Source organism: Xanthovirga aplysinae (genome assembly GCF_009711365.1).
Classification (GTDB): Bacteria; Bacteroidota; Bacteroidia; order Cytophagales; family Cyclobacteriaceae; genus Xanthovirga; species Xanthovirga aplysinae.
The window spans coordinates 1-5757 of record NZ_SMMB01000951.1 but is presented as its reverse complement, the minus strand read 5'-3'; the positions used below and the strand labels follow the sequence as shown (position 1 = coordinate 5757).

Sequence of the window (5757 nt, the reverse complement as noted above, 5' to 3'; positions counted from 1 at the left end):
TCTATTCCAATAATAAATTTAATATAAAAGATTTATTTCAATTGCAATTGTTAGGATGGTTTTTGGGTAATAGAGTGGATGGTTTCTTTAATCAAGAAAAGCAATTTTCAGTCAGTATTGGATTAGAAAAAGACTTTTTCAATAAATCTTTAAAGGTGAGTTTCCTGGCCGATGACATCTTTCAAAAAAATAACCCTGCAGGAAATTACACAGTGGGCTCAACCGATGTGATTTACGCTAGGGTAACCAATACGAATATTTACAGGTTTTCCCTAACCTACAGATTTGGCAAATTAAAGAAAACTACCTATAAGAACAGATCCACAGGACAAGAAGAAAATAGCAGGGCACAATAAGGTTTTGATTCATTTTTAGACCATTCATTTACCAATCCAGTTCTCAAAAATGCTTCCAGGAAAGGTATCACTTTAAATGATTAAGACTTATCAAAAAAACATCCATCAAATAACATCGATTAATCTGTGAACCCTTCTCTAGCGATTAAACTCAATGGTTCCCCCAAGTTTCACTATGACTATTACCAAAACACTTTTTAGTAAGATGAGACAAGTATTTATTGCAAATTTATAAATCCGTACTCCTGTTTTATAAGCGAAAACCCCTTTTGGACTCCACAAACCTACTTTTGACCATCATTAAAACAATTATTATGAAGAAAATAGCAGGGTTGACATTTTTTGTATTTTGTTGCCATTATGTAGTTGGACAAAGCATTTCTAATCTTTCAGGACGCGTAATTAATGCGGGCAATGAATTGCTCATGGGCAATGCCGTTGCCCTTTCAGTGAGTGATTCCGCATTTATCATGGGGGTAAGTTTTTTGGACGGTGAATTTGAAATCAAGGGATTAAACCATGAAGTAGTCCTTTTAAAATTGAGCTCATTGGAATTTACTGACACTTTCCTGAATGTAAATTTTGAGGGTGAATCCCATGTAAACTTAGGAGATATTTTGGTAGAACCTGATTTGATAAGCCTGGAAGCAATTGAGGTAGTAGGACAGGCCGCTCCCTTTCAGCAACGCCCGGATGGTGTGCTGGAAATAAATGTAGCCAATAGCATTTTGGCCAATAGCACTTCTGTAAGTGAGGTACTTTCAAAATCTCCCAATATTCTCATAGAGGAGGATGCTATTACAGTCTTTGGAAAAGGAGAGGCTATTATTTTTTTAAATGGAAGAAGAATTTCCAATGAACAATTGGCCTCCCTATCCCCCTCACAAATAAAGACCATAGAAGTCATTTCAAGTCCTTCCGCCAGATTTGATGCGGAAGGTGCCGCGGTGATAAATATCCATACCAAAACTAATAAACAGATGGGCTATAGGGGTACTGTCCTTCAATCCCTTACACTATCCGACTTTGCAGGAACCAACACAGTAAGTAATATTAACCTGGATTATCGTCAAAGAAAACTTTCCATTAAAGGCAATTATCAACTGCAATTAGGAAATGACAGACATATATTGAATACCACCCGAACACGGGCGCAAAAGGAAGATTTCTACAAATCGGAACTTAAGACGGAATGGAAGGAGAAAATATTAAACTATTCTAACTATGATTTGGGGGCCCAATATGACATCAATGAAAGAAGCTACCTTTCAACAGAATTTAGTGGCTTTACAGAAAAATTAGGTGGAAGTGTAGAAAGTACAAACAACATTTTAACAAATACCATGGAGGGTGAATTTGGTAGTAAAATTCACAACAATGATCTGACTACCAACCATTCCATTACTTTAAATTACAATAATACTTTGGATAGTTTGGGATCCTCTCTTTTTATCGGAAGCCAGTATGCTCAATACAGTTCTATTGTGGATGAGCTCATTGATGAAACCGGTAACGTCAACGACCGACAAACCACCAAAGTTTTAAATAATAAAATGGATCATGGAATTACGATTTTAAGTACTCAAGCTGATTATACTAAAACTTTCACCAACCTTAATAAATTGGAGGCAGGTGCCAAATTCAGTCATGTAAAAAACCAATCGGAATCCGACTTTTTTACTTCCGAAGAGGGTAAAAACTTCATTCTCGACCCTCAACGCTCCAATTATTTTGACTATAAAGAAAACATTGCTGCTGCTTACCTCAATTTTACAGGGATTTTTCACAAAAAATGGAACTATCAGTTTGGTCTAAGAAGTGAATGGACTTCCTATCAATTGACCACGAGAATTCCTGAGGAAGAAAGCTTTGGAAAGGCTTACCTGAATCTATTTCCAAGTCTGTCCATCAATTCCCAAATTGCTCAAAAAAAGGCTCTTATTACTCAATATGGTATGGGATATGCCCTAAGAATAAGAAGGCCAAGGTATCAACAACTTAATCCTACGGTAATTTATCAGGATGCTTACACTACCATTGAAGGAAATCCCAATTTAATCCCGGAAAAAACACATGCCTTTGAAGCTTGGGCCCGCCATAATCAAGTAGAACTTAAAATCGGGTACAACTACATCATGGATCCCCTACGAGGGTCAGCCATGCAAGGAAAGGACCCTGACACCTATGTTTTGAAAGCTATAAACTTCAAAACAGGTCACTTGTATTTCTCCTCTTTAAGCATCCCGCTTTCAAATCAATGGTGGAGCTCTATGAATTCGATTAACATCAATTTTCTGAAATTTGATGATGATCAGTTTGATTTCACATTCAGAAAGCCTCTTCCCTATCTTTACCTCTATTCCAGCCATAAATTTAATGTAAAGGATCTTGTCCAATTACAATTGTTGGGCTGGTATCGAGGGAGTTTAAATGATGGCATTTTTTATCGAAAAAAACAATATTCAGTAAGCCTGGGAATAGAAAAAGAATTCCTTGATAAATCTTTAAAGCTGAGCTTCTTGGTTGATGATATTTTCCAAACCAATAACCCTGACGGAAATTACACTGTCGGACCAACGGATGTGCTTTTTGACCGGGTTACAAATACCAGCTTTTACCGCTTTACCTTGAGCTATAATTTTGGAAAATTAAAGAAAACAACCTACAGAAATAAATCTACAGGGCAAGAAGAAAATAGCAGAGCACAATAAGATTTTGATTTAATCAAAAATACCAAACCATTCATTTCCAAATCCAAATTTCAAAAAAAATTGAGAGAAGGATGTCACTTAAAAAATTAAAGAAATATCAATGTAAAAACAAAAAAGAATTCCCCAGAGGCATTGGCCTTATCAACAGATAGGAAAAGGAGAAGGGAAATCTTTTTGATCCAATAGATTAATCTCATTCTAAAAAATCTTTTATGAAAAATCTACTATATCTATTCATCTTATTAATAGCTCCAGTGACCTCTTTTTCCCAGGTAAATTATACTGTTAAAGGAAAAATAGTTACTTCGGATGGGCATCTGCCCTTTGGAAATGTCATAGCCCTAGAAATAAAAGATTCCACATTAATAAAAGCCACTTCCTTTTTTGATGGAGATTTTGAACTAACTGATCTAAAACATAATGCAATAATTCTCAAGTTCTCTTCATTGGAATTTGATGATACCTTTCTAAAAATCGAATATTCTGGGGACCCTATAATTGATTTAGGGGAAATTTTAGTTGAAAATTCAGGAACTTCCCTTGATGCAGTAGTGGTAAAAGGTCAAAAACCCATATATAGACAAAGGAATGATGGCACTGTAGAGGTTTTGATTGAAAACACCGTGCTGTCAGCCAGTAACTCTGTTAATGAAATATTATCAAAATCTCCCGAAGTATTGGTAGATGAATCAGGAGCTCTTTCCGTATTTGGTAAAGGTAATGCCATCCTTTATTTAAACGGAAAAAGAATCGACAATAATCAGTTGTCATTAATTTCACCCTCAAATGTTAAAAAAATAGAGATCATTAGAAATCCTTCTTCAAAGTATGATGCTGAAGGTGCTGCTGTAATCCATATAAGCACTATCCAACAAAGAGAAGATGGTTATCAAGCAAGGATTCAACAAAATGCTGACTATTCTAAATTCGGGGGAATAAATACCAATTCCAGTCTAAATGTAAATTATAAAAAAGGACGATTCACTACCAACGCTAAGTACTCCCTTCAATTAGGAAAAGAAAGAGAATTGCTGCATACAACAAGAAAGCGGGATGCGGAAAATGTTTTTTTAAAAACAGATTTAACAACAAGTTGGGAGCGTGAATTTAAGAATTTTTCCTACTATGGTTTGGGATTACAATATGATATGGAAAAGGAGGGCTACCTATCTGCAGAATACTCAGGCTTCTCAGAGTCCTTGGGCGGAAATACCTTTAGTAACAATAACATTACTGATGATTTTGGTTCAGGCTTTTATAAAAGCAATACGGAAGTTGATGAAGAAGATAAGAATCACACGATATCCATAAATTATAATAAAGCTTTAGATACTTTAGGAGCCGCCCTTTTCATTGGAGGGCAATATTCTAATTTTGGTATTGGCACAAACAATTGGATACATGAGGAAAGCATTGAACACGATAATACATCCTCCAGATTACTAAAAAATTTGCAAGACCTTAAGGTAGAAATTTTTTCCGCCCAAGCTGATCTCACAAAAGCCCTTAAAAATAGTGATGTAATAGAGGTGGGAGTAAAATATAGCGGTGTTAAAAATGATTTTGTTTCAGAGTTTATGGTTTCTAATGATGGTCTTGATTTTTACCTAGATCATAATTTATCCAATAATTTCAATTACCAGGAATCAGTAGGAGCGGCATATTTAAGTTTCAAAAGTAGTTTGAATCAAAACTTAAATTACACCATTGGGCTACGAAGTGAATACACCACTTATAACCTCAAGATATCTCAAATTGAAAATCAACCCATAGAAGATGATTTTTTTAATTTCTTTCCTAATTTTTCTATCTCCAAGGAGTTTTCAAATAATTTTAACCTAAATTTTTCTTATAATTCAAGAATAACAAGGGTTCCTTATCAAAGGTTAAACCCAGTCTTAATTTATCAGGACCCCTATACCTCCATTCAAGGAAATCCTGAATTAAGGCCTCAAAAAAACCATTCCTTTGAATTGAATAGCAGAATTAAAGAGACAACCATAAATGTAGGGTATAATTACACCATTGATGAATTGGGAACAACAGCACTTAGGGGGAAAGATACCAAAAGCTATATTTTAAAACGTATAAATTATGATAAGACCCATCAATTTTTTGTGTCAGTTTCCAGGACCTTTTCTAATAAGTGGCTGACATCCAGAAATTCGCTTAACTTAAGGTATACAAACTATATAGAAAATGAGTATGATTTTCAAAGGGTAACCCCTAAACCGAATATCTTATTTTCCTCTAGTAACCGAATTAGGCTAGCAGATGCTTTCCATGCAGAACTGTTATTCTGGTATTTGGGAGATAATCACGGTGGGCTTCATCGCCGAAACCGTATGTATTATATAACCGCCTCTTTGGAGAAGTCATTTCTTGAAAGCGCCTTAAAATGTAGAATTATTGCCAATGATATATTTCACAATAGAATAGCCTCTGGAAATTATAATGTTGGCCAAACGGATGTTTATTATAATAGAAGGTGGAGTACTGATTATTTTAGGTTATCTGTTTCCTATAACTTCGGGAAGTTGAAAAAATCTAATTATAAAAATAAAAATGTAGGAAAATCCGATACAGACAGAATTTAATAAATGGAGTCCTAACATCAACCTAGGATTTATTATTACTGAAAAAACCGAACCGGTAAAACTAATACTTTAAATTTCCTTTACCTTATTATC

Annotated in this window: 3 protein-coding genes; all 3 read left to right on the top strand. The window is 34.8% G+C overall.

Features of this window, described 5'->3' with window-relative positions; all coding sequences use genetic code 11:
• A partial coding sequence (locus E1171_RS08835; RefSeq protein WP_155205645.1) for an outer membrane beta-barrel protein occupies positions 1 to 356 on the top strand: 356 nt, incomplete at its 5' end.
• A gap of 314 nt (positions 357 to 670) precedes the next feature.
• Positions 671 to 3067, top strand: a complete 2397-nt coding sequence (locus E1171_RS08830; RefSeq protein ID WP_155205644.1) for a TonB-dependent receptor domain-containing protein — start codon at positions 671 to 673, stop codon at positions 3065 to 3067.
• Positions 3068 to 3279: 212 nt separating this feature from the next.
• Positions 3280 to 5664: a TonB-dependent receptor gene (locus tag E1171_RS08825; protein ID WP_155205643.1), complete on the top strand. Its 2385-nt coding sequence runs from the start codon at positions 3280 to 3282 to the stop codon at positions 5662 to 5664.
• The last annotated feature ends 93 nt before the right edge of the window (positions 5665 to 5757 follow it).

What these genes read in the sequence shown, in the direction of transcription:
- E1171_RS08830 (WP_155205644.1), top strand. Translation starts at nt 671, where the DNA reads ATGAAGAAAATAGCAGGGTTGACATTTTTTGTATTTTGTTGCCATTAT.
- E1171_RS08825 (WP_155205643.1), top strand. Translation starts at nt 3,280, where the DNA reads ATGAAAAATCTACTATATCTATTCATCTTATTAATAGCTCCAGTGACC.